The following is a 22,040-nucleotide window of genomic DNA, read 5'->3' on the forward strand; positions in this document are numbered from 1 at the left end:
CCCCTTTCGTGGATACGACCCTTCAGGACCCCCTCGTCGGGCAGGTGCTCGACGGCCGCTATCGCGTCGACGGCCGGATAGCGGTCGGTGGGATGGCCACGGTCTACCGGGCCCTGGACATCCGGCTGGACCGCGTCCTCGCGCTGAAGGTGATGCACCCTACGCTCGCGGCCGACGGCACCTTCGTCGAGCGGTTCATCCGGGAGGCGAAGTCCGTCGCCCGGCTCGCCCACCCCAATGTCGTCCAGGTCTTCGACCAGGGCACCGACGGGTCGTACGTGTACCTGGCGATGGAGTACGTCGCCGGGTGCACCCTGCGCGACGTACTGCGCGAGCGGGGCGCCCTGCAGCCGCGGGCCGCGCTGGACATCCTGGAGCCGGTGCTGGCGGCGCTCGGCGCCGCGCACCGGGCCGGGTTCGTGCACCGGGACATGAAGCCCGAGAACGTGCTGATAGGCGACGACGGCCGGGTCAAGGTCGCCGACTTCGGGCTGGTGCGGTCCGTGGACACCGTGACCAGCACCACGGGTGCCGTGCTCGGGACGGTGTCGTATCTCGCGCCCGAGCAGATCGAGCAGGGCACCGCGGACCCGCGCGTCGACGTGTACGCGTGCGGTGTCGTGCTCTACGAGATGCTGACGGGCGGCAAGCCGCACTCCGGGGACTCCCCCGCCCAGGTGCTCTACAAGCACATACACGAGGACGTGCCGCCCCCGTCGGCCCTGGTGCCGGGGCTGCCGTACGCGCTGGACGAGCTGGTCGCGACCGCCGCCGCGCGCACCCCGCAGGTCCGTCCGCAGGACGCCGTGGCGCTGCTGGCCCGGGTGCGCGAGGCGCGCCAGGACCTGAGCGACGAGCAGCTGGACGCGCTGCCGCCGCAGGCGCTGTCCGCCGGGCACGACAACGCCGGTGACCGTACGAGCGTGATCCCGCGCTCGCTGACCGTGCCCCGGCCGCTGCCCGTGAACGAGGACGAGTCCGCCGAGGGCGCCGTCCGGCACACCAGCCGGCTCCAGGCCCCACCGGCGCCGCCACGCCGCACGAAGCGCCTGGTACTGACGATCGTCGCCGCCGTCCTGGTGGTGTTCGGGGTGGGCGCGGGTGTCTGGTACATCAACTCCGGGCAGTTCACGAAGGTCCCGCCGCTGCTGTCGAAGACCGAGGCGCAGGCGCGGACGCGGCTCGACGCGGCCGGGCTGGAGATCGGGCAGGTCAAGCGCGCGTACAACGACACCGTCCAGCGTGGCACGGTCATCTCCACCGACCCGGCGCCCGGATCCCGGATCCGGGAGAACGACTCGGTGACGCTGACCGTCTCGCTGGGCCCGGAGACGGTCAACGTCCCGGATGTGACGGGCCGGACGCTCGCCGAGGCGCGGGCGCGGCTGAAGGCCGACGGGCTGGAGCCGGGCATGGTCACCCGCGAGTTCAGCGCGGACGTCGCCAAGGGCTCCGTGATCGCCACGGCACCCACGGCGGGCACCAGGCGGCACGCGGGCTCGGCGATCGCGCTGACCGTCAGCAAGGGCAGCCCGATCGACGTTCCCGACGTCACCGGCGACGATCCGGCGGACGCCCGGCAGGAGCTGACGGACGCCGGGCTGAACGTGGTCGTCGCCCCCGACCGGGTCAACTCCGAGTACGACAAGGGCAAGGTGGCCCGGCAGAGCCCGGGCGACGGCAGCCAGGCCGCCGAGGGCGACACGGTGACGCTGACGCTGTCCAAGGGCCCGCAGATGATCGAGGTGCCCGACGTGACCGGCGACAGCGTGGCGGACGCCCACAAGGCGCTGGAGGGCGCCGGCTTCAAGGTGAGCGAGGACCGCGGGCTGCTCGGGCTGTTCGGCGACACCGTGAAGAAGCAGTCGGTCCGGGGCGGCGACACGGCCCCCAAGGGTTCGACGATCACGATCACCATCCGGTGACGTGGGTCGCGGCGGGTCCCGGCGAGTGCCGGCCCGTCCCGGCGGGTCGCGGTGCCCGGGTCACCGGGGACCGTGGTCCGACGGCCCGGACGGACATGACACCCTGAACGGGTGAGTCCCGATCAGTCGTCGTCCCTTCAGCCCTCCCTGCCCCGCAACCCCGTCGGCGGGCACGTCCCCGTGGCCGGCGGCCTGCACTCCGTCGGGCTGTCGTACGCCCGGGCGCTGCAGGCGGAGACCGTGCAGGTCTTCGTGGCCAACCCGCGCGGCTGGGCCACGCCCGCCGGCAACCCCCGACAGGACGAGGCGTTCCGCGCGGCCTGCGCCGAGGAGTCGATCCCGGCGTACGTCCACGCCCCCTACCTGATCAACTTCGGCTCGCACACCGAGGCGACCGTGGAGCGGTCGGTGGAGTCGCTGCGGCACTCGCTGCGGCGCGGGCGGGAGATCGGCGCGCTCGGCGTCGTCGTGCACACCGGGAGCGCGACGGGCGGGCGGGAGCGGGCCGTGGCACTGCGACAGGTGCGGGAGCGCATGCTGCCGCTGCTGGACGAGCTGACCCACGACGACGATCCGTTCCTGCTGCTGGAGTCGACGGCCGGGCAGGGCGCCTCCCTGTGTTCCCGGACCTGGGACTTCGGGCCGTACTTCGAGGCGCTCGAGGCCCATCCCAAGCTGGGTGTGTGCCTGGACACCTGTCACATCTTCGCCGCCGGGCACGACCTGACCGGACCGAGCGGGATGGACCAGACGCTGGACCTGCTGGTGGACACCGTCGGCGAGGGCCGGCTCAAGCTGATCCACGCCAACGACTCCAAGGATGTGGTCGGCGCCCACAAGGACCGGCACGAGAACATCGGTGCCGGCCATATCGGCGAGGGCCCGTTCCGCGCTCTGATGGCCCATCCCGCCACCGAGGGCGTGCCGCTGATCATCGAGACGCCCGGCGGCCAGGAGGGGCATGCGGCCGACGTGGAGCGGCTGAAGAAGCTGCGGGACGGCTGACCCTCCGCCGGGGGCTACAGCTCCGGGCCGTCGCCCGGTTCCTCCTGGTAGGAGTAGCGCTGCTCCTTCCAGGGGTCGCCGATGTTGTGGTAGCCGCGCTCCTCCCAGAAGCCGCGGCGGTCGGCGGTCATGTACTCCACGCCCCGGACCCACTTGGGGCCCTTCCAGGCGTAGAGGTGGGGCACGATCAGTCGGACCGGGAAGCCGTGCTCGGCGGTGAGGAGTTCGCCGTCCTTGTGGGTGGCGAAGATGGTGCGCTCCGAGGCGAAGTCCGACAGGCGCAGATTGGTGCTGAAGCCGTATTCCGCCCAGACCATCACATGGGTGACGTCGGGGGCCGGAGGGGCCAGGTCCAGGATCGCGGCAGCCGGAACGCCGCCCCACTCGGCGCCGGTCATGCTGAACTTGGTCACACAGTGCAGGTCGGCGACCACCGTGGTGTACGGCAGGGCCGTGAACTCCTCGTGGCCCCAGGTGTGCTTGTCGCCGTCGGCGGTGGCGCCGAAGACCCGGAACTCCCAGCGCTCGGGCCGGAACTTGGGTACAGGACCGTAGTGGGTGACCGGCCAGCCGCGCTGGAGCCGCTGACCCGGCGGAAGCTCGGACCCTGCCCCTGCTCCAGACTCTCGCTCCACCGGATGACCCATGTATCCATCCTGACAGACCTGGAGCAGTGCCCCTGACCATCCCTCCGCCACCATCCACTAAATGGACAATAGGCGTCCAGCCGGGGCGAACCTGATAAGTCTCCACTTACTGGACGATCTTCGTTACCGATGCAATCATGCCGCCGCACGCCTCCCCCCGTTTCCCCGTGGAAGGAACCTCTGCGATGCAGGGCGACCCCGAGGTCATCGAATTCCTCAACGAGCAGCTCACCGGCGAGCTGACCGCGATCAACCAGTACTTCCTGCACGCGAAGATGCAGGAGAACTTCGGCTGGTACAAGCTCGCCAAGTACACGCGGCACGAGTCGTTCGACGAGATGAAGCACGCGGAGGTGCTCACCGACCGGATCCTGTTCCTGGAGGGACTGCCGAACTACCAGCGGCTCTTCCACGTGCGGGTCGGGCAGACGGTGAAGGAGATGTTCGAGGCGGACCGGCAGATCGAGGTGGAGGCGATCGACCGGCTCAAGCGGGGCATCAAGGTGATGCGCGAGAAGGGCGACATCACGTCCGCGAACATCTTCGAGGACATCCTCGAGGACGAGGAACACCACATCGACTACCTCGACACCCAGCTGGAGCTGGTGGAGAAGCTCGGCGAGGCGCTCTACATCTCGCAGATCATCGAGCAGCCCGAGAGCAGCTGAGCCGGATCACGCGGCTTCCGCGATCCCGGGCTCCTTCGGGACCTCGGGGACCTGCGACTTCGCAAGGATCCGAGCCAGCACCGGCTTGCCCTGGTCGGCCAGCTCGCGGCGGGGGCAGGCGCCGCGGCCGAGGAGGGCCTGGATCCGGCGGACGCACGAGCCGCAGTCCGTGCCGGCCTTGCACGCGGAGGCTATCTGGCGGGGGGTGCAGGCGCCGTCCTCCGCGTGCTGCTTGACCTGGGCCTCGGTGATGCCGAAGCAGCTGCAGACGTACACGCGGATTCACCTCCCGACGGGATCGCTGTGCCCTCCCCATGACCGGTGAGGCAAACCTAACCTTACCCGCCGCGCAAGGCCCGCAAAAGTGGAGAGGGGCGCGGATCGCATGTGATCCGCGCCCCAGATCGGCCACTGGTGCCGCCGGTCCTACTGGTCCCGGTACATCTCCGCGACCAGGAAGGCCAGGTCCAGCGACTGGCTGCGGTTCAGCCGCGGGTCGCAGGCCGTCTCGTAGCGCTGGTGGAGGTCGTCGACGAAGATCTCGTCGCCGCCGCCCACGCACTCGGTGACGTCGTCGCCGGTCAGCTCCACATGGATGCCGCCCGGGTGGGTGCCGAGGGCCTTGTGGATCTCGAAGAAGCCCTTGACCTCGTCCAGCACGTCGTCGAAGCGGCGGGTCTTGTGCCCGGAGGCCGCCTCGAAGGTGTTGCCGTGCATCGGGTCGGTCACCCAGGCCACCGTCGCACCGGACGCCGTGACCTTCTCGACCAGCTCGGGGAGCTTGTCGCGGATCTTGTCGGCGCCCATGCGGACGATGAAGGTCAGCCGGCCCGGCTGCCGGTCGGGGTCGAGGCGGTCGATGTACCTGAGCGCCTCCTCGGCCGTCGTCGTCGGGCCGAGCTTGATGCCGATCGGGTTGCTGATCCTCGAGGCGAACTCGATGTGCGCCCCGTCCAGCTGCCGGGTGCGCTCACCGATCCACACCATGTGCCCGGAGACGTCGTACAGCTTGCCGGTGCGGGAGTCGACCCGGGTCAGGGCGGACTCGTAGTCCAGCAGCAGCGCCTCGTGCGAGGAGTACAGCTCGACGGTCTTGAACTCCTCCGGGTCCGTGCCGCAGGCCCGCATGAAGTTCAGCGCGCTGTCGATCTCCCGCGCGAGCTGCTCGTAGCGCTGGCCCGACGGCGAGGTGCGGACGAAGTCCTGGTTCCAGGCGTGCACCTGACGCAGGTCCGCGTAACCGCCGGTGGTGAAGGCACGCACCAGGTTCAGCGTGGACGCCGAGGCGTGGTACATGCGCTTGAGCCGCTCGGGGTCCGGGATACGGGACTTCTCGGTGAAGTCGAAGCCGTTGACGGAGTCGCCCCGGTACACCGGGAGCGTCACGCCGTCGCGGGTCTCGGTCGGCTTGGAGCGCGGCTTGGAGTACTGCCCCGCGATCCGGCCGACCTTCACCACGGGCACGGCGGCCGCGTAGGTGAGGACGGCACCCATCTGGAGCAGCGTCTTGAGCTTGTTGCGGATGTGGTCGGCGGACACCGCGTCGAAGGCCTCGGCACAGTCGCCGCCCTGGAGAAGGAACGCCTCTCCCTTGGCGACGGCCGCCATCCGGGCGCGCAGCTGGTCGCACTCGCCCGCGAAGACGAGCGGCGGATACGACTCGAGGTCCGCGATCGCTGCGCGCAGAGCCTCGGGGTCGGGGTACTCGGGCTGCTGCGCCGCGGGCAGGTCTCGCCAGGTGTTGCCAGCGCTCTCGCTGGTCTTAGCGTTCACGGTCACCTCGTAAACATTACGGGGTCACGGGGCGCGCGTTGATTTCTGGCTCGAAAGGTGAGACGCGTTGTTTGCCCCGTGGACCGGCACCCGGTGCGGTAGGGTGCCTGGCATGTTCGCGCTTTCGAACCAGAACTGCACCCAGACCTGGTGGTGGACCGCTTCTCCGGCGGCCCGCTGACTGCGCGTATCCAGACTTCGCGAAGGCCGCCCGAGGGGCGGCCTTCGGTGTTTTCCGGGGTCGTTCCTCTCCATCAGAAGATCGAGAAGGAGCACCCGTGAATCTCCAGGACCTGTTGCACGACCCCCGTCCCTTCGCCCTGCTGCGGCGCCGCACGCCCGGCCGGGACGAGAACGTGGTGGAACTGCTGCTCGGCCCGGTGAGCAGCCGCGACCGGCTGGCCGACCTGCCGGACGAGGGCCTCGCCCTCGTCCCGTTCCGGCAGATCCGCGAGCGCGGCTTCGACGTCCGCGACGACGCCGCCCCCCTGCTGGTGCTGACTCCCGAGGAGTCGTACGCGTTCCCGCTCGAGGAGGCGCTGGACCGGCTCCCGGCGCACGAGGTGCGGGTCGAGGGCGGCGGTTTCGACGTCGACGACGAGGAGTACGCCGGGGTCGTCGGGCGGGTGCTGGCCGAGGAGATCGGCCGGGGCGAGGGCGCGAACTTCGTGATCCGGCGCACCTACGAGGGCGAGATCCCGGGCTTCGGGCGCGCCGACGCGCTCGCGCTGTTCCGGCGGCTGCTGGCGGGCGAGCGGGGTGCGTACTGGACGTTCGTGGTGCACACCGGGGACCGCACGCTGGTGGGCGCCAGCCCGGAGGTGCACGTCCGGATGTCCGGCGGCACGGTCGTGATGAACCCGATCAGCGGGACGTACCGGTATCCCGCCGAGGGCCCGACCCCGGAGCATCTGCTCTCCTTCCTCGCCGACGGCAAGGAGATCGAGGAGCTGTCGATGGTCGTCGACGAGGAACTCAAGATGATGTGCACCGTCGGCGACATGGGCGGGGTCGTCGTCGGACCGCGGCTGAAGGAGATGGCCCACCTCGCGCACACCGAGTACGAGCTGCGCGGGAAGTCCTCCCTGGACGCGCGGGAGGTGCTCAGGGAGACGATGTTCGCGGCGACCGTCACCGGCTCGCCGGTGCAGAACGCGTGCCGGGTCATCGAGCGGTACGAGTCCGGCGGGCGGGGGTATTACGCCGGGGCGCTGGCGCTGCTCGGCCGGGATTCCGGGGGCGCACAGACCCTGGACGCCCCCATCCTGATCCGCACCGCCGACATCGGCGCGACGGGCCGGCTGCGCGTCGGGGTCGGGGCGACGCTGGTGCGCGGCTCGGACCCGGTGAGCGAGGTCGCCGAGACCCACGCGAAGGCGGCGGGCGTGCTGGCGGCCCTCGGGGTACGGCCCGCTCGGCCGCGCGGGGAGCAGGAGCGGCCCCGGCTCGCCGACGATCCGCGGGTGCGGGCCGCGCTGGACGCGCGGCGCGCCTCACTCGCCCCCTTCTGGCTCCGCATGCAGGAGCGGCTCCCGGCACTCGAGGGCCACGCCCTCGTCGTGGACGGCGAGGACACCTTCACGGCCATGCTGGGGCATGTGCTGCGCTCGGGCGGCCTGGAGGTGACGGTACGGCGGTACGACGAGCCGGGGCTGCGGGCGGCCGTGCTCGGGCACGAGGGTCCGGTGGTGCTCGGCCCCGGCCCGGGCGACCCGTGCGACCTGGCCGACCCCAAGATGCGCGTCCTGCGGGAGCTGACCGCCACGGTGATCCGGGAGCACCGGCACGGCGTGCTGGGGGTCTGCCTCGGCCATGAGCTGATCGCGGCCGAGCTGGGGCTGGACATCGTCCGCAAGGAGGTGCCGTGCCAGGGGGCGCAGACGAGCGTGGACCTGTTCGGGCGCAAGGAGACCGTCGGCTTCTACAACAGCTTCGTGGCGCGGTGCGACGAGGACGCGGCGCGGGAGCTGGCGGCACATGGCGTGGAGGTCAGCCGGAGCGTCTCGCACGAGGTGCACGCGCTGCGGGGTCCGGGCTTCGCGGGCGTGCAGTTCCACCCGGAGTCGGTGCTCACCCTGGACGGGGCCGCGATCGTGCGGGAGCTGATCGGTCAGGTCGCCGGGACGAGCACGTTCTCGGATCGGCGGCCCTCGGTGTAGTCGAGGACGTTGCGCAGCGTGGCGTCCACGATCTGTCCGACGGCGTCCTCGGTGTAGTACGCCTGGTGCGAGGTGACCAGGACGTTCGGGAAGGTGACCAGGCGGGCCAGGGTGTCGTCCTCGATGGCCTCCAGGGACTTGTCGAGGAAGAACAGGCCCGCCTCGGACTCGTAGACGTCGAGGCCGACGCCCGTGAAGCGGCCCTCGCGCAGCTCGGCGACCAGGGCGGCGGTGTCGATCAGGCCGCCGCGGCTGGAGTTGACCAGGATCGCGTCGTCCTTCATCGACTTCAGCGCGGCCCGGTCGATCAGGTGCCGGGTCTCGGGCATCAGCGGGACGTGCAGGCTGACCAGGTCGGACTCGGCGAGCAGCCGGTCCTTGGGGACGTATCTCATACCGAGGTCCGCACAGGCGGGGTTCTCGGCGACGTCCCAGCCGAGCAGGCGCATGCCGTGGCCGTGGGCGATGTGGGCGAACGCCGCGCCGATCCTGCCGGTGCCGAGGACGCCGACGGTACGGCCGTGCATGTCGCGGCCCATCAGCCCGTCGAGGCGGAAGTCGAAGTCGCGGGTCGCCGCGCGGACGATATGGCGGTTCACCGCCATGGCGAGCGTCCAGGCGAACTCGGCGACGGAGTACGGGGAGTAGGACGAGACCCGGGCGACCGTCAGGCCGAGGCGTGCGGCGGCGCCGAGATCGATGTTGTTGAAGCCGGTCGAGCGCTGGGCGACCATCCGGGTGCCGCCGGCCGCGAGGATCCGCAGGACGGACTCGTGCAGCTCCGCGTTGACGCTGGTGGAGATCACCTCGTGGCCGGTGGCGATGGGTGCGGTGTCCTCGGTGAGGAAGACGTCGAGGCAGCGGACGGCGTGGTGGGGAGCGAAGGCACGCTCGATCAACGGCCGCTCGTCCGCCTGCACGCCGAAGGCCAGGATTTCCACCCGCCCGCACTCCCCGTTGATCCCCGTTGATCCCTGTTGATCCCTGTCGATTGAGGTTGTCCGGGCCATGGGCCGAAAGGTACGGCCCACGGCCCGGGGTGCCGGGTCAGCCGAAGAAGACCCCGACCTCCTGGTACAGCTCCGGGTCCACCGTCTTGAGCCTGGCCGTGGCTTCGACGAGGGGAACGCGGACGATGTCGGTGGCGCGCAGGGCGACCATCTTGCCGAAGTCGCCGTCGTGGACGCAGTCGATGGCGTGCAGACCGAAGCGGGTGGCGAGCCACCGGTCGAAGGCGCTGGGCGTGCCGCCGCGCTGGACATGGCCGAGGACCGTGGTGCGGGCCTCCTTGCCGGTGCGGCTCTCGATCTCCTTGGCCAGCCACTCGCCGACCCCGGAGAGCCGGACGTGCCCGAAGGAGTCCAGCGAGCCGTCCTTGAGGACCAGTTCGCCGTCCCTGGGCATGGCGCCCTCGGCGACGACCACGATCGGCGCGTACGACGCCCGGAAGCGGGAGGTCACCCAGGCGCAGACCTGCTCGACGTCGAAGCGCTGCTCGGGGATGAGGATGACGTTGGCGCCGCCGGCCAGACCCGAGTGCAGGGCGATCCAGCCGGCGTGCCGGCCCATCACCTCGACGACCAGGACCCGCATATGGGACTCGGCGGTGGTGTGCAGCCGGTCGATGGCCTCGGTGGCGATGTTGACGGCGGTGTCGAAGCCGAAGGTGTAGTCGGTGGCCGACAGGTCGTTGTCGATCGTCTTGGGCACTCCGACGCAGGGCACCGCGTACTCGTCGGACAGCCGGGCGGCGACCCCCAGGGTGTCCTCGCCGCCGATCGCGATGAGGGCCTGGACGTCCAGCTTGGCCAGTTGGTCCTTGATCCGGCGGACGCCGTTCTCCGCCTTGAGGGGATTGGTGCGCGAGGAGCCGAGGATGGTGCCGCCGCGGGGCAGGATGCCGCGCACCGCGGGGATGTCGAGACGGACGGTGTCGCCCTCGAGAGGCCCGCGCCAGCCGTCCCGGAAGCCGACGAAGTCATAGCCGTACTCCTGCACGCCCTTGCGGACGATGCCCCGGATGACGGCGTTGAGCCCGGGGCAGTCGCCGCCTCCGGTCAGTACTCCGACCCGCATGGAAATGTCCCTTCGCCGCGGTTCCCTGATGCTCAGTCACGGACTGTCAGCCACGCTAACGGTGACCCAGGTCACATCGGGAGAGGCGGGACGGGTGATTCCGGGGCATTCGGTTACTCGTCGTCGAGCCCGCGCTCTATGGCGTACCGCACCAGCTCGACCCGGTTGTGCAGTTGGAGCTTGCCGAGGGTGTTCTGGACGTGGTTCTGCACCGTGCGGTGGGAGATGACGAGGCGTTCGGCGATCTGCTTGTAGCTCAGGCCCTTGGCGACCAGGCGCAGCACCTCCGTCTCCCGGTCCGTCAGCCGGGGCGCGCCGGGCTCGTCGGTGTCGGGCGCCGGCGCGGGCTCGGAGGCCAGGCGGCGGTACTCGCCGAGGACCAGTCCGGCGAGGCCCGGCGTGAACACCGGGTCGCCGACGGCGGTACGGCGCACCGCGTCCACCAGGTCATCGGTGGAGGCCGACTTGAGCAGATAGCCGGTCGCGCCGGACTTCACCGCCTCCAGGACGTCGGCGTGCTCGCCGCTCGCGGACAGGACGAGCACGCGCAACGCCGGGTTGTGGCCGACGAGTTCCTTGCACACCTGGACGCCGGGCTTGGCGGGCAGGTTGAGGTCCAGGACGAGGACGTCGGGGGCGGCGGCCCTGGCACGGCGGACCGCCTGCTCGCCGTCTCCGGCGGTGGCGACCACCTCGAAGCCGGACTCGGCCAGGTCCCGGGCGACCGCGTCGCGCCACATGGGGTGGTCGTCCACCACCATGACCCTGATCGGGTCCTGCTGCTCACTCATCGACGCCCCGCCTTCGCGTTCTTGGGTACCTTCAGTTCCACTTCCGTGCCCTGCCCGGGGACGGAGACGAGTTCCGCGCTGCCGCCCAGATCGCGCAGCCGGCCACGGATGGACTGGGCGACCCCGAGCCGGCCCTCGCCCTCGGCCTGGGCGAGCCGGCCCTCGGGAATCCCGGGGCCGTCGTCCCGGACGGTCACGACGATCCCGTCCGGCTCGTCCTCGACCAGGATCCAGGCCCGAGCCGCCTCGCCCGCGTGGCTGCGTACGTTGTCCAGGGCGGCCCCGACCGCGGCGGCCAGCTCCCGCGCGGCCGGCCCGGGCAGCTCGACCGGCGCGCCCGGTTCCGCCAGGCTCACCCGGGCACCCGCGAAGGACACCAGCAGCGCCCGCAGATCCACCGCGCCCTCGTCGTCCGGCTCCTCGACGGCCCGTACGACGGCTCCCGCGGCGGCGTCGTCGGACACCCGGGAGACGGGCACCAGGCCGCCGGAGACCAGCGCGCGCAGCGCCACCTCCTGCTCGCCTGCGAGCCGCCCCAGCTCCGCCGCCTCGCCGCCGAGGACCGCGCCGCGCCGCTGCACCATCGCCAGCACCTGCAGCACGCCGTCGTGGATGTCCCGGGCCAGCCGCTCCCGCTCCCGGGTCGCGGCCTCGATCTCCAGGGCACGGGCGAGGGTGCGCTCGGAGGCGCGGGCGACCTCCACGACGTAGCCGATGGCGAGGGAGGCCACCCAGACGAGGATCAGGCTGTGCACGGTGTCCCGGGCGGGATGGCCGCGTTCGAGCAGGTTGGCCAGCGCGACCGGCGTGGAGGCGACGGCGGCCCAGCGCCAGCCGCCCTTGATCGCGAAGGCCAGCACCGCACCGGCGGTCCATATCGACGGCAGAGTGGGACCGCCCGCGATCCGCTGGTGGCTGTCGGCGAGCGGGGTGACCAGGACGCCGGTGAGAGCGATGGTCAGGTCGGCGGCCAGGAAGCGCCTGGTGCAGCTCGCCGCGTTGCGCACGCGCGGGAGGGTGGCGAGGGTCCAGACGAACAGGACGGCGAAGTAGCAGACGGCGACCCAGGGGCGCACGTAGAGGTGGTACCTGGTGGCGCCCAGGCAGATCGCGTACAGCATGGTCAGGACGCGGTAACCGGCGAGCGCGCGCCACAGCGGCAGCTCGACCGACATCCGCATCACACGCTCACGCCTGGGCATCTCCCCCGGTCCCCCGCCCCTCGGTCAGGCCTCCGTGGCCTCTGTCTTCTGCTCGGTCTCCCTGGCCTTCTCGGCCTCCTTGGCCGCCTTCGCCGCATCCGCGATCTGCCGCTTGGCCGCGGTCGCGTACATGTCGACGTACTCCTGGCCGGAGAGCTTCATGATCTCGTACATGACCTCGTCGGTCAGGGCGCGCAGGACGAAGCGGTCGTGCTCCATGCCGACGTAGCGGCTGAAGTCCAGCGGCTTGCCGATCCGGATGCCGGGGCGCATCAGCTTGGGCATCACCTTGCCGGGCGGCTGGATCTTCTCGGTGTCGATCATCGCCACGGGGATGACCGGCGCGCCGGTGGCGAGCGCCACGCGCGCGAGGCCGCCGGGCTTGCCCCGGTAGAGCCGGCCGTCGGGCGAGCGGGTGCCCTCGGGGTAGATGCCGAACAGCTCGCCCCGCTCCAGCACCTCTATGCCGCTCTTGATCGCGGCCTCGCCGGCGCCGCGCGCCCCGGAGCGGTCCACCGGCAGCTGTCCGACACCCTTGAAGAAGGCCGCCGTCAGCCGGCCCTTCACACCGGGAGTGGTGAAGTACTCGGCCTTCGCGATGAAGGTGACCTTGCGGTCCAGGACCGCGGGCAGGAAGAACGAGTCCGAGAAGGACAGGTGATTGCTCGCCAGAATGGCCGCGCCCTCGGCCGGGATGTTCTCCAGCCCCTCCACCCAGGGCCTGAAGGCGACCTTCAGCGGCCCTCCGATGGCGACCTTCATCGTGCCGTACAACACCCGTGTGCCTCCCGTTTCCGTCGAACAGACCTTAACCCGGAGGACCGTCAATGGACCCGACGACCCTGGTCGGTGTCAGTGCGGTCGCGTACGGTGAAGCACATCCACGCGTTTCCTCACGCCTCTGCCGGCCAGCGGACCGTCACAGGCCCTTCCCAAGGAACAGGAGAGTCGAAGGTGCCGGTTCTCCCCGGAGCCGAGCCGTACCGCCACGAGGGCGGGGAGGTGGGGGTCATCCTCTGCCACGGCTTCACCGGCTCGCCCCAGTCGCTGCGCCCCTGGGCGGAGCACCACGCGGCCCACGGCCTGACCGTGTCGCTGCCGCTGCTGCCCGGGCACGGCACCCGCTGGGAGGACATGCAGGTCACGGGCTGGCAGGACTGGTACGCGGAGGTGGACCGCGAGCTGCGCCTGCTGTCCGAGCGCTGCTCCCGGGTGTTCGTCGCGGGCCTGTCGATGGGCGGTGCACTGGCCCTCAGGCTCGCGGCCCGGCACGGCGCGCGGGTCACGGGCGCGGTGGTCGTCAACCCGGCGAACAAGGTGCACGGCCTGTCGGCGTACGCCCTTCCGGTGGCCCGCCATCTCGTGCGCACGACGAAGGGCATCGCCAGCGACATCGCCAAGGAGGGCGCGGCGGAGCTGGGCTACGACCGGGTGCCGCTGCACGCCGCGCACTCGCTGCGGGTGTTCCTGCGCCGGCTGGACGGCGAGCTGCCCCAGGTCACCCAGCCGTTGCTGCTGCTGCGCAGCGCGCAGGACCATGTCGTCCCGGCCGTCGACTCCGCCCGGGTGCTGAGCCGGGTGTCGTCCACGGACGTGACGGAGATCGTGCTGGAACAGAGTTACCACGTGGCGACGTTGGACGAGGATGCGGACCGGATCTTCGAGGAGAGCCTCGCTTTCATCGGCCGGCTCGCGCCCGGTGTGGGCAAGGACGGCAAGGAAGGGACGGCCGCAGTTGGCTGAGCACGACTCGGACCGCGAGGGTCGCGAGCCGGACGACCAGGGGGCGCCCTTCGACGAGGACGCCGCCTGGCGGGCCATCGTCGCCGGGTTCGGCGAGGAGCCGCCGGACCCGCCGGGCGCCAAGCCCTTCAAGCCGGTGGAGGACCTCGCGCTCCTGGAGAAGGACACCGCGGCGGACACCCCGCAGGACGGCAGGAGTGAGAAGGACGACTCCGCCGGTCCGCCGCCCGCCCGCCCGCTGGGCAGCTCGGTCACCTTCGCGCCCGGCATCGGCCCGCGCGACCACAAGGCTCCGGAGCCCTCCGAGGACGACTTCGACGAGGACGACGAGGGCCACTTCGTCCCGCCGGAGCCGCCTCCGCTGCCGACCGCGGACACCACGGCCAAGTTCGCCTGGCTCGGTGTGGTCGGCGGCCCGGTGCTGCTTCTGCTGGCGGTCCTGCTCGGCTGGGACATGACGTGGTGGCTGACCACCCTGGGCATCGGCGGCTTCCTCGGTGGCTTCGCCACGCTGGTGGTGCGGATGCGCACGGACGACGAGGACGACGACCCGGGCCGCGGAGCGGTGGTCTGAGAACGTGGTTCCGACCCGCCTGAACTTTGTACAAGTGTCGGGCGGGTCACCTATCGTGTGCGCATGCCGCGCGACACGCTCACCCCGGAACAGATCGTCCGGACCGCCGTGCAACTCCTGGACGACGAGGGGCTCGAGGGCCTGAACATGCGCAGCCTGGGCCAACGGCTCGGGGCCGCGGCGACCGCCGTGTACTGGCATGTGAAGAACAAGGACGACCTCGTGCTGCTCGCCGCGGACCGGGTGTGGCACGAGGTCGAACTGCCGGAGTTCGACGCGGCCGACTGGCACGGCGTGGTCACGGCCCTGGCCGACGGGCTGCACGCGATGCTGCTGCGGCATCCATGGCTGGTGCAGGCCTTCTCCTCGCACCTGCTGCACGGCACCGGAAAGGCGCGCTACGACGACCGGTTGCTCGGGGCGTTCGAGACCGCCGGGTTCTCACCGCAGGAGGCGGACCGGGCGGCGGGGGCGGTGTTCACCTATGTGCTGGGCAACGCGTTCGGCGCCTCTGCCACGGCCTCGCTGACGCGCAAGCTGCGGCGGTCGGGGGTGGACGCCGAGCAGGGGTTCACCCAGACGCTGGCCAAGGCGGCGCAGGCGGCGGAGCCGTTTCCCCGGCTGCGGGAGCGGATCGACACGTCCGCAGCCAGGCGGTACGCGGACGCGGCGGACAGCAGCTACGAGCTGGGGCTGCGGGCGCTTCTCGACGGCCTTCGCCCGGGCGGCACCGGGTCCTGACGGCGGCGCTACGCCGACGCGCTACGGACGTGCCGTCCGGCTGAAAAGGCGGCCGGCCAGGTCGATCCCGGTCACCGCGCCGTCGGCGCCGCGGGAGAAGTACCCGCGCTGTCCGCGCAGGCCGCCCTCCGTGATGACGTACTCGTCGCCGGCGCCGGGGAGGAAGCCGATCCCGGCCGGCGGGTAGTCCGGGGGCATGTCCGCCTCGGAGGCCGCCCGGATGTCCGGCTTGATGCCCACCGCCAGGGTGAGCCGGCCGGCGTCGACCGCGACGTCGAGGTACATGGCGTCGATCTCGTACCCCCCGGCGACCTCCCGCGCCCGCTCCTCGTCGTGGGGCAGCGGCTCGGGCTCGGACTCGGTCAGACCGAGATACAGCTCCAGCGCCCGCTTGAGCACCGCCTGGTTGAGGAGGTAGCCGTCCGGACCGGCGTTGGCCAGGCAGACGACGGCGAAGTCCCGCTCCGGCACCAGCAGCAGCTCGGCGAACTGCCCGTTGCCCGAGCCTCCGTGGCCGACCGTGCGCACACCCTCCACGTCCCGCAGGAACCAGCAGATGCCCAGGCCGTCCCCGAGTGTGCTGCCGCGCAGTTCGACCGTGGGCCGCCGCATGCGCTCGAGCGTCCGTGCCGTCAACACCCCTTCTCCGTCGCCCAGTTGGAAGCAGGCCCAGCGCAGCAGGTCGCTCATCGAGGAGACGATGCCGCCGCCGGGGTTGTTGGCGCGGGCGCCGGCCCGCCAGGACTTCCAGGGGCGGGCGGGCGTCAGGGTGCCGTCCTTGGCGCGGTTGTGTCCCACGGCGAAGCGGCGGACCACGACGTCGTCCAGGTCGAAGACGGTGTCGGTCAGTCCCAGCGGCTCCAGCACCAGTTCGGCCAGCGCCTTCTCGAACGGCAGGCCGGTGACCTTCTCCACCACCCGGCCGGCCAGGTTGTAGCCGGCCTGGCTGTAGGAGGCGCGGGCGCCGGGCGGCGCGATCTGCGGCAGCCGGTCCAGCTGGGCGACGAAGACCGCGAGCGAGCCGTCGCCCTCGTCGGCGTCGACCAGGTTCCAGTCCAGACCCGCCGTGTGGTTGAGCAGGTTCAGTACGGTGATCCGGGCGGCGGCCTCCTCGTCGGCGAGGCGCAGCTCGGGGACGTACCGCCGGACCGGCGCTTCGAGGTCCACCCGGCCCTGCTCGACCAGGCGCATCAGCGCGGTCGCCGTGAAGGTCTTGGTCACCGAGGCGAGCGGGAAGAGCGTGTGCTCGTCGATCGGCAGGGGGTGCTCGGCGTGCGTCACGCCGTGGCTGATGCGGATCTCCCGGCCACCGGTCAGCACGGCTACGGCGGCCCCCGGTATCCCGTACTCCCTCGCTGTCGCCGCCACGAACTCCGACAGCGCTTCCGACAGCTCCGTCGACTCACGCTTCCCCGACATCAGGGCCCCCTTCCGGGTACTTGAACTAAGTACAGGAAGGACTGTAGGGCGGGCACGGAAGGACGCACAAGAGGTTTCCTGCACTTAGTTCAAGTGGAGGTTGGGCCACCGGGCACCCGGAGCGCGGCGAGCACCGGGAGGTGGTCCGTGGCCGCGATCAGGTCGGCGCGGGTGACGCCCGGCTGCTCCCGAGGGACCCCGCAGCCGAGGACCTCGATGCCCTTCGTGGCGAAGACGGCGTCGATACGCCGGTGGGGCCCGCTGTGCGTCCAGGTCTCCTCGCCGCCCCAGGGAGCCACCGCCCGGCAGTCCTGCAGCGTGCCGGAGAGCAGACGGAAGGCGGGGCCGTCGGGGCCCTCGTTGAGATCGCCGCCGGCCACGACGTGCTCGACGCCCATCCCGGCGAGACGGTCGAGGAGCAGGCCTGCCTGCGCGCGGCGCTCGTCCTTTTGGAGGCTGAGATGGCAGCTGAGCACACCGACGCGGACGGCGCCGAAGCGGACCACCGCCGTGGCGAGGCCGCGCCGGTGCAGGCCGGACGTGAGCGGGAGGAGGACGTCTTCGGTGCGCTCGACGGTGGCGCGCAGCGAGCAGAGGATCGCGGGGCCGGCCGCGGTGGCTCCACCGGTGAGGATGACCAGGCCGGAGGCCGCGGCGAGGCGCGCGAGCTTCTTGCGCCAGCGGAAGAATCTGGGGGCCTCTTGGACGAGGACGACGTCGGGGGCGCAGGCGGCGATCACTCTGGCGAGGGCGGCGGTGTCGTCGCGCATCGAGCGGATGTTGTAGCTCAGGACGCGGATCACGGGTGAACCGTCGGGTTCCGTGCGGGAGTTGGGGAGCAGGGGGGTTGCCATGCCGTCACTCTAGGACGCCGGGTACCGGGGCGCCCGACAGCTCGGGGCGCGGGGTTTCGTGTGCGACTGCCGGTGCGTCGTGGCGTGTCGCGCAGTTCCCCGCGCCCCTGAGATCGGCACAGTTGCCGCAGCTCGAGAAGTGACTGTCACATGATCGGGTCGGGTTCCCTGGCCAGGTCCGCCGCGCCCACCATGCCCGCCTTGTTGCCCAGCTGGGCCGCGATCACGTCGGCCACCGGGCGCCAGTTGCCGCCGACCAGCCAGCGCTTGTAGGACTTGCGGATCGGGTCCAGGACCAGCTCGCCCTCGTCGGACAGGCCGCCACCGACGATGAACGCGGACGGGTCGAACAGCGAGGCCAGGTCGGCCAGGCCCGCGCCGGCCCAGCGGGCCAGCTCGCGGTAGGAGTCGACGGCCACCGGGTCGCCCTGGCGGGCGGCCATGGAGATGTGCTTGCCCTCGATGCCCTCGGGCGTGCCGTCGCCCAGCGAGAGCAGCAGCTCCGCGTGCTCCGGGGTGGCATTGGCGCGCTGCTTGGCGTACCTCACCAGGGCCCGCCCCGAGGCGTACTGCTCCCAGCAGCCCTGCGAGCCGCAGCCGCACAGCAGGCCGTCCGGGACCATCCGGATGTGGCCGAACTCGGCGGCCACGCCGAAGTGACCGCGGCGCAGCTTGTTGCCGATGATGATGCCGCCGCCGAGGCCGGTGCCGAGCGTGATGCAGATGACGTTGCGGTGGCCCTTGCCGGCGCCGAACCTGTACTCGCCCCAGGCGGCGGCGTTGGCGTCGTTCTCGACCACGACCGGGAGGCCCACGCGGGCCTCGACCTTCTCCTTGAGCGGCTCCTGACGCCAGTCGATGTTCGGCGCGAAGTAGACCGTCGAGCGCTGGCGGTTCACATAACCGGCCGCGCCGATGCCGACACCGACGATCTCGTGCCCGGCGCGCGCGCCCTCGACGGCAGCGGCGATGGCGTCCACGATGCCCTCGGGCGTGCCCGGGGTCGGCACCTGGTGGGTCGAGAGGATGTTGCCTTCCTCGTCGACCACACCGGCCGCGATCTTGGTGCCGCCGATGTCGACGCCGATGGTGAGTCCCATGAATCCCTCAGTTTCGGTCGAGCCCCGCTACGGCCAACCGTACCCGAGGCCCTGTCGTGGGAGCGCTTCAGTCCAAGTCGATGCGCTCCCCCGGACCGGTGCCCTCACCCGGGTCCTTCCGGTCGCGCCGGTCGCCCGGGTCCTGTGCCCGCTCGCGGTTCAGGTCCTCGGCCGTGCGGGCGGTCCAGCGACCCTCCTGGCCCTGGACGGCGGAGCGGTAGGCGGCGAGCAGTTCGCCGCCGGCCGCGGCCAGGTGGTCGAAGACCTCGGGGTTGCGTTCCACGACGGGCTCGACGGCGGCCCTGGCCTGCTGGACGGCCTGCCGCACCATCTGCTGGGCGGCCGGCCCGGCGAGGCCGCCGAGGAGCGGTGACTGCAGGCCGGACAGCTTCTCGGCCACCGTGTCCACGAACTTCTTCAGCTCCTCGGCGGCCGAGCCCGGCTGCGGGCCGTTCTCGGCACGGCGGCGGGCCTTCTCGGCGGCGAGGTCCTCGGCACAGGCCGTGGCCCAGGCATCGGCATCGGTCGCCCGGCCCTGCCTCCCGTGTGCCTCTTCCTCGTACGAGTCGGATGCGGGACGGTCTTCGCTCATGGCGGACTCCTGACTACGGTTCGCCTGTACGACGTTACCCGAACGGGCGTACCCGGTTCATCGTCCCGGGACGGGCCACAGGTCCGGGTCCGGGGCGAACCGGATGCGCAGCTCACCCTCGCGCAGTCCGGCCCCGGCGACCGTGCAGCGGCGCAGGGCCGAGGGCAGCGCGACGATCCGGCGGAACGGCCCGGCGGTGATCACGAGTTCGTCGCCGCGCCGGATCAGGTCCAGCTCGTCCCGTATCGCGCCGGGCAGGGGGATGTGCCACACCAGCACGCCGTCCTCGGCGAGCCGGTCGGTGACGGGCCACCCGACCGGGGCGGGCGACGGGTTGACGGAGGGTACGGCGAGGGCGGCGAGGTCGTCGTCGCCGCGCGGGTCGCGGCCGAGGTGGGCGACGGGGTGGATGCCGTACGGCTGCTCCTGCCATTCGGCGAGGGTCTTGCGCTGCTGGGCGAGGAGCCCGGCGGGCCAGCTGTCCGGCCCGGACTCGGGCAGGGTGCGGTTGGCGATCAGGGCCTCGGTACGCAGGCCGCGCAGGGCGAGGGCGAGGCCGGCGGTGCGCACGGCGTCGGCGCCGGCCGGGCCTGGCTCTGCGACCAGGCGCACGGCGGTCGCGCGGTCGGCGAGGACGGCCTCGACGGCGGCCAGTTCGACGTCCCAGCGGGCCGCCGTCTCGTACAGCCAGTCGGCGGGCATCGGCACCCCGGCCAGCCGGCCGAGGACCGGGCGCAGGGCCCGGGCCGCCTGCCGCTCGGGCGGGAGCAGCCGGCGCAGATAACGGCGCAGTTCCTCGGGCAGGCCGAGCAGGGCCAGGGCCTGCGGGAGCGGCGGGAGGTCGACGACGAGAAGGTCGTAGCGCTCGCTGAGGGCGGCGTCCCTGAGCGCGCGCAGGAAGGACAGCTCCTCGGCGCCGGGCAGTGGGGTGACCTCCTCCGCGTCCAGGCGGGAGGCGCCGAGCAGGTCGAGGACGTTCGCGGCGCGGGACTGGAAGGCGGTGAGGTCCGTGCGGAAGCGGTCGGCCGCGTCGGGCCGCCAGGTGCTGAGGTTCGGTGCGGCTTCCCTGGCCGCCGGCCCGGTCGCGGAGCCCAGGGCCGCGCCGGGGGTGTCGGTGCGGTCGGCGCTCAGCAGGAGGGTTCTGGTGCCCTCGCGGGCGGCGGTGAGCGCAGTCGCGGCGGCGATCGTGGTACGACCGCTGCCGCCGGGGCCCGTGATCAGGATGGTGCGCATGAGGGTGAACGGTACCGTCGCGCACGGGGGACGGGCGGGGGCGATTACTTCTCCCCGGACTCCACCCTCTTCTTGAGACCGGCCAGCGCCCGGTCGATGATGACCTTCTCCGCCTTGCGCTTGATCATGCCGAGCATGGGGATCTTGACGTCGACGGTGAGCCGGTAGGTGACCTCGGTGGCGTCCCGGCCGGCCGGCTTCAGAAGGTAGGAGCCGTCGAGGGAGCGGAGCATCTGGGACTTCACCAGGCTCCAGGAGACCTCGTTCGCGCCGGTCCAGGTGTAGGCGAGGGTCTGGTCGTCCTTGATGGCGCCGGCGTCCATCACGAGGCGGACCTGCTCGGCGCGGCCCTGGGTGTCGGTCGCGAGGACCTCCGCCTCCTTCACCTCGCCGGTCCAGTCCGGGTAGCGCGTGAAGTCGGCGATCACCGCCATGACGTCGGCCGGTGCCGCCTCGATCGTGATGCTCGAGCTGGTGTGTTCCGCCATCGCCGTGGCTCCTCCAGATGCGGGCCGTACTGGGGTCTTCGTGCGCACGTGTGTGCAGCGTGAAGGCTACCGCGCCGCCGGACTGCCGCCTTCACCGCATGTCCCGTCGATCACCATTCGAGCGCCCACGGCCTGCCGGTCCCCGCGAAGTGGCCCACGTTCACGCACTCGGTCGCGCCGATCCGCATCCGGCGCGCGAGCGGCTGGTGCACATGCCCGAAGAGCGAATAGCGGGGTTTCGTACGGCGGATGGCGTGCAGCAGGGCGCGGCTGCCGCGTTCGAAACGGCGGGCGACGGTGTCGTAGACCAGCTCGGGGACCTCCGGCGGGATGTGCGTGCACAGCACGTCGACCTCGCCGACCGCCTCGATCTTCGCCGCGTACTCCTCGTCGTCGATCTCGTACGGCGTGCGCATGGGCGTCCTCAGGCCGCCGCCGACGAAGCCGAAGACACGGCCGCCGATCTCCACCCGCTCGCCGTCGAGGACGGTGGTGCCGGGCCGGGCGTACTCCCGCCACAGAGGCGGCATGTCGACATTTCCGTAGGTGGCGTACGTCGGGGTGGGGAAGGCGGCGAACATCTCGGCGTACTGCTTGCGTACGGCCTTCTCGATGGCGGCGGCCCGGTCGGCACCGATGCCGGCCCACAGGCGGGCGCCGAACTCCCGGGCGTCCTCGAAGCGGCGCGCGGTGCGCAGCTCGACGATGCGGTCGGCGTTCTCCTCGCCGAACAGGTCCGGGAAGATGCCGCGCGAGTGGTCGGCGTAGTCGAGGAAGAGGACGAGGTCGCCCAGGCAGATCAGGGCGTCGGCACCCTCGCCGACCCGGGCCAGGTCCCGGGCGTTGCCGTGCACGTCGCTGATCACATGGATGCGCGTACCGCGTGTCCGCCGGTTCTCGGCGGTTCGGTTTCCGGCTGTCCGGTCCCCGGACGGTGTGGATGCCATGGCGATCAAGCGTAGGCCTGTGCGATGTGCGTGAACAGTGTCCGGCCGGCCTGCGGTTACTCGCCGGTCGGTTCAGCCGTGGACTACTGTGCGCGAAGGAACG

Annotated in this window: 22 protein-coding genes; 7 read left to right on the forward strand and 15 right to left on the reverse strand. The window is 71.6% G+C overall.

All coding sequences use genetic code 11. The features are described 5' to 3' along the window. The first annotated feature begins 8 nt into the window (after positions 1–8). Both pknB and GQF42_RS13550 read left to right on the forward strand, forming a co-directional pair. Positions 9–1,925 (forward strand): Stk1 family PASTA domain-containing Ser/Thr kinase, encoded by a 1,917-nt coding sequence (pknB, locus tag GQF42_RS13545; RefSeq protein ID WP_158919887.1) that lies wholly within the window; start codon positions 9–11, stop codon positions 1,923–1,925. Between the two features lie 111 nt (positions 1,926–2,036). Then, positions 2,037–2,930, forward strand: a complete 894-nt coding sequence (locus tag GQF42_RS13550; RefSeq protein WP_158919888.1) for a deoxyribonuclease IV — start codon at positions 2,037–2,039, stop codon at positions 2,928–2,930. 14 nt (positions 2,931–2,944) lie between these two features. Here the strand turns inward: GQF42_RS13550 and GQF42_RS13555 are convergent, their stop codons facing one another. Then, the gene (locus GQF42_RS13555; RefSeq protein ID WP_158919889.1) at positions 2,945–3,577 is read right to left on the reverse strand and encodes a sulfite oxidase-like oxidoreductase; all 633 of its coding nucleotides are present in this window, start codon (positions 3,575–3,577) and stop codon (positions 2,945–2,947) included. Between the two features lie 185 nt (positions 3,578–3,762). Here GQF42_RS13555 and bfr point away from each other — a divergent pair, with 185 nt between their 5' ends. After that, positions 3,763–4,245: a bacterioferritin gene (gene bfr / locus GQF42_RS13560; protein WP_089101118.1), complete on the forward strand. Its 483-nt coding sequence runs from the start codon at positions 3,763–3,765 to the stop codon at positions 4,243–4,245. Positions 4,246–4,251: 6 nt separating this feature from the next. Here bfr and GQF42_RS13565 read toward each other — a convergent pair whose 3' ends face one another. Next, complete coding sequence (locus GQF42_RS13565) at positions 4,252–4,521, reverse strand: (2Fe-2S)-binding protein (RefSeq protein WP_199272673.1); 270 nt, start codon at positions 4,519–4,521, stop codon at positions 4,252–4,254. Between the two features lie 150 nt (positions 4,522–4,671). Next, positions 4,672–6,024, reverse strand: coding sequence for a class II 3-deoxy-7-phosphoheptulonate synthase (locus tag GQF42_RS13570; protein WP_158919890.1), 1,353 nt, complete (start codon positions 6,022–6,024; stop codon positions 4,672–4,674). A gap of 272 nt (positions 6,025–6,296) precedes the next feature. Between GQF42_RS13570 and GQF42_RS13575 the strand changes: the two genes are divergently transcribed. Beyond that, entirely contained in the window at positions 6,297–8,177 is a 1,881-nt protein-coding gene (locus GQF42_RS13575) for an anthranilate synthase family protein (RefSeq protein ID WP_158919891.1), read from the forward strand. On the opposite strand, the gene GQF42_RS13580 is transcribed toward GQF42_RS13575, so the two are convergent. From GQF42_RS13580 to GQF42_RS13600, 5 genes are all read right to left on the reverse strand, one after another. Beyond that, positions 8,129–9,118 (reverse strand): 2-hydroxyacid dehydrogenase, encoded by a 990-nt coding sequence (locus GQF42_RS13580; RefSeq protein WP_158919892.1) that lies wholly within the window; start codon positions 9,116–9,118, stop codon positions 8,129–8,131. The two genes, GQF42_RS13575 and GQF42_RS13580, sit on opposite strands and share 49 nt — an antisense overlap. A gap of 106 nt (positions 9,119–9,224) precedes the next feature. Further along, on the reverse strand, positions 9,225–10,253 hold the full coding sequence (locus tag GQF42_RS13585; protein WP_158919893.1) for a 6-phosphofructokinase: 1,029 nt from the start codon (positions 10,251–10,253) through the stop codon (positions 9,225–9,227). Positions 10,254–10,366: 113 nt separating this feature from the next. Continuing rightward, positions 10,367–11,044: a response regulator gene (locus GQF42_RS13590; protein WP_158919894.1), complete on the reverse strand. Its 678-nt coding sequence runs from the start codon at positions 11,042–11,044 to the stop codon at positions 10,367–10,369. Further along, the gene (gene macS, locus GQF42_RS13595) at positions 11,041–12,246 is read right to left on the reverse strand and encodes a MacS family sensor histidine kinase (RefSeq protein WP_158919895.1); all 1,206 of its coding nucleotides are present in this window, start codon (positions 12,244–12,246) and stop codon (positions 11,041–11,043) included. The genes GQF42_RS13590 and macS overlap by 4 nt, the downstream gene beginning before the upstream one ends. 24 nt (positions 12,247–12,270) lie before the next feature. Beyond that, entirely contained in the window at positions 12,271–13,020 is a 750-nt protein-coding gene (locus GQF42_RS13600) for a lysophospholipid acyltransferase family protein (protein ID WP_158930100.1), read from the reverse strand. Positions 13,021–13,200: 180 nt separating this feature from the next. Here GQF42_RS13600 and GQF42_RS13605 point away from each other — a divergent pair, with 180 nt between their 5' ends. The 3 genes from GQF42_RS13605 (at position 13,201) to GQF42_RS13615 (ending at position 15,304) form a co-directional block, all read left to right on the forward strand. Beyond that, a complete protein-coding gene (locus GQF42_RS13605) occupies positions 13,201–13,989 on the forward strand; it encodes an alpha/beta hydrolase (RefSeq protein ID WP_158919896.1) in 789 nt (262 codons plus the stop codon). Continuing rightward, positions 13,982–14,563 carry a hypothetical protein gene (locus tag GQF42_RS13610; protein WP_158919897.1) on the forward strand — a complete coding sequence of 194 codons (582 nt, stop codon included), beginning with the start codon at positions 13,982–13,984 and terminating at the stop codon, positions 14,561–14,563. Before GQF42_RS13605 ends, GQF42_RS13610 begins: the two co-directional genes overlap by 8 nt. A gap of 63 nt (positions 14,564–14,626) precedes the next feature. Beyond that, positions 14,627–15,304 carry a TetR/AcrR family transcriptional regulator gene (locus GQF42_RS13615; RefSeq protein WP_158919898.1) on the forward strand — a complete coding sequence of 226 codons (678 nt, stop codon included), beginning with the start codon at positions 14,627–14,629 and terminating at the stop codon, positions 15,302–15,304. A 21-nt stretch (positions 15,305–15,325) separates the two neighbouring features. Here the strand turns inward: GQF42_RS13615 and GQF42_RS13620 are convergent, their stop codons facing one another. From GQF42_RS13620 to GQF42_RS13650, 7 genes are all read right to left on the reverse strand, one after another. Continuing rightward, the gene (locus GQF42_RS13620; protein ID WP_158919899.1) at positions 15,326–16,723 is read right to left on the reverse strand and encodes a serine hydrolase domain-containing protein; all 1,398 of its coding nucleotides are present in this window, start codon (positions 16,721–16,723) and stop codon (positions 15,326–15,328) included. A gap of 89 nt (positions 16,724–16,812) precedes the next feature. Next, positions 16,813–17,577: an endonuclease/exonuclease/phosphatase family protein gene (locus tag GQF42_RS13625; RefSeq protein ID WP_158919900.1), complete on the reverse strand. Its 765-nt coding sequence runs from the start codon at positions 17,575–17,577 to the stop codon at positions 16,813–16,815. A 146-nt stretch (positions 17,578–17,723) separates the two neighbouring features. Continuing rightward, on the reverse strand, positions 17,724–18,677 hold the full coding sequence (locus tag GQF42_RS13630) for an ROK family glucokinase (RefSeq protein WP_158919901.1): 954 nt from the start codon (positions 18,675–18,677) through the stop codon (positions 17,724–17,726). Between the two features lie 67 nt (positions 18,678–18,744). Beyond that, complete coding sequence (locus tag GQF42_RS13635) at positions 18,745–19,269, reverse strand: DUF5304 domain-containing protein (protein WP_158919902.1); 525 nt, start codon at positions 19,267–19,269, stop codon at positions 18,745–18,747. Positions 19,270–19,326: 57 nt separating this feature from the next. Beyond that, a complete protein-coding gene (locus tag GQF42_RS13640) occupies positions 19,327–20,502 on the reverse strand; it encodes an ArsA family ATPase (protein WP_158919903.1) in 1,176 nt (391 codons plus the stop codon). A 44-nt stretch (positions 20,503–20,546) separates the two neighbouring features. Then, positions 20,547–20,990, reverse strand: a complete 444-nt coding sequence (locus GQF42_RS13645) for an SRPBCC family protein (protein ID WP_158919904.1) — start codon at positions 20,988–20,990, stop codon at positions 20,547–20,549. Positions 20,991–21,100: 110 nt separating this feature from the next. Further along, positions 21,101–21,937, reverse strand: coding sequence for a metallophosphoesterase family protein (locus tag GQF42_RS13650; protein WP_375990496.1), 837 nt, complete (start codon positions 21,935–21,937; stop codon positions 21,101–21,103). Between the last annotated feature and the right edge of the window lie 103 nt (positions 21,938–22,040).

The organism is Streptomyces broussonetiae, assembly GCF_009796285.1.
GTDB classification, from domain to species: Bacteria; Actinomycetota; Actinomycetes; order Streptomycetales; family Streptomycetaceae; genus Streptomyces; species Streptomyces broussonetiae.